The organism is Shuttleworthella sp., from assembly GCF_057251025.1.
The window spans coordinates 1-1363 of the sequence record NZ_DBHIDN010000035.1 but is presented as its reverse complement, the minus strand read 5'-3'; the positions used below and the strand labels follow the sequence as shown (position 1 = coordinate 1363).

1 protein-coding gene and 1 tRNA gene are annotated in these 1363 nt (G+C 54.9%); one reads left to right on the top strand and one right to left on the bottom strand.

Annotated elements, in window-relative coordinates:
- Nucleotides 1-1051: D-alanyl-D-alanine carboxypeptidase family protein (locus ACO5R6_RS07190; RefSeq protein ID WP_485626510.1), on the bottom strand; the 1051-nt coding region annotated here is incomplete at its 3' end.
- Nucleotides 1052-1290: 239 nt separating this feature from the next.
- Here ACO5R6_RS07190 and ACO5R6_RS07185 point away from each other — a divergent pair.
- Nucleotides 1291-1363: transfer RNA gene (locus ACO5R6_RS07185), tRNA-Lys, on the top strand.

The window sequence follows — 1363 nt, the reverse complement described above, 5'->3', positions numbered from 1 at the left end:
CCAGATCCCGGACAGCGGCATCCTTTGGCAGAAGAAGGGTTCCCTTTGCCTGCCAGGACAGCCCCTGTCTGCCGGACGCTTTGATCGCCTCATCCGCCTTGGACTGCAGGGTCTCATCCTCAAGAGAGACCTTGTGGAAATTCGCCAGCCCCCAGTCCATCAGGGCAATCGTGTCCTTGTAGCTGTCATTTCCTTCCGCGCACATGCTCACACAGACCAGCTTCCGGCCATCCCTCTCCACATAGGTGACCAGGGAATGCCTGGCCTCATCGGTATAGCCTGTCTTCCCTCCCTGACAGCCATCATAGAGGAACTTGCTTGTCTTGTTGGCGGAGAGCATGGCATGGGTATTGTTGAGGGGCGTGGGCTCCGCGTGTTTGTTGGTTGGCGGGATCTCATAGCGCCTGGTCCCGACCATCTTGCGAATGGTCTCGTTCTGATAGGCTTCTCTGGCAATCAGGGCCAGGTCATAGGCGCAGGTATAGTGCTGATCATCGTGCAGGCCGCTGGAATTGACAAAATGCGTATTGACGCAGCCCAGCTCCTTCGCCCGGTCGTTCATGGCCTGAATGAATGTATTGTAATCTCCCCCCATATCAGCGCCCACATGCTCCGCGATCGCGTATGCGCACTCATTGGCGGAGGCGAGCAACACCCCGTAAAGAGTCTGCTCCATGCTCATCTGCTCCCCCACATCTCTGGCAATGTGGGAGCTATTGGTCTCGTTCTTAAAAACCGCGTCCGAGGAGAAGGTGACGGTCTCATCGAGCTTGCTGTGCTCCAGAGCCAGCAAAGCCGTCATCAGCTTGGTCGTCGAGGCCGGATAGCGGGCCGTCTGATCCTCCTTGCCATAAAGGATCTCTCCGCTGTCCAGATCCATGAGGACGGCGGACGCCGACTGGATCTCCGGCTCCTGGGGCCAGGCCGCAGATGCCGCCTTTTCCTCCGCATAAACGCCCTTTGGCAGGGCGAACTGTCCCGCGGCCAAAAGAAGAGCCGCTGCCAAAATCAAAATTTTCCTGCTGTATGTCGTCAGTCGATGTAGATTCACTGTCATCCTCCGCATCCCTGCAATATTACTCTCTGAATCCCTGCGAAATCCATTGCTCCCTGAACCTCCGCAAAATTCATTTTCAGTATAGCGGTCTGCCCTTCGAACTGCCATTCGTCTCTTCGTCTGGACACGCTTTGTTCATAATTTGCCCGATATTTGGTCTTGCATTCCAAATATCTCTCCCATATAATATTCTTTGTCGCTGAGACAGATGGATTCTTATATCCGTTTTCTATGGGTCATTAGCTCAGCTGGCAGAGCACCTGACTCTTAATCAGGGTGTCCAGGGTTCGAACCCCTGATGACCCA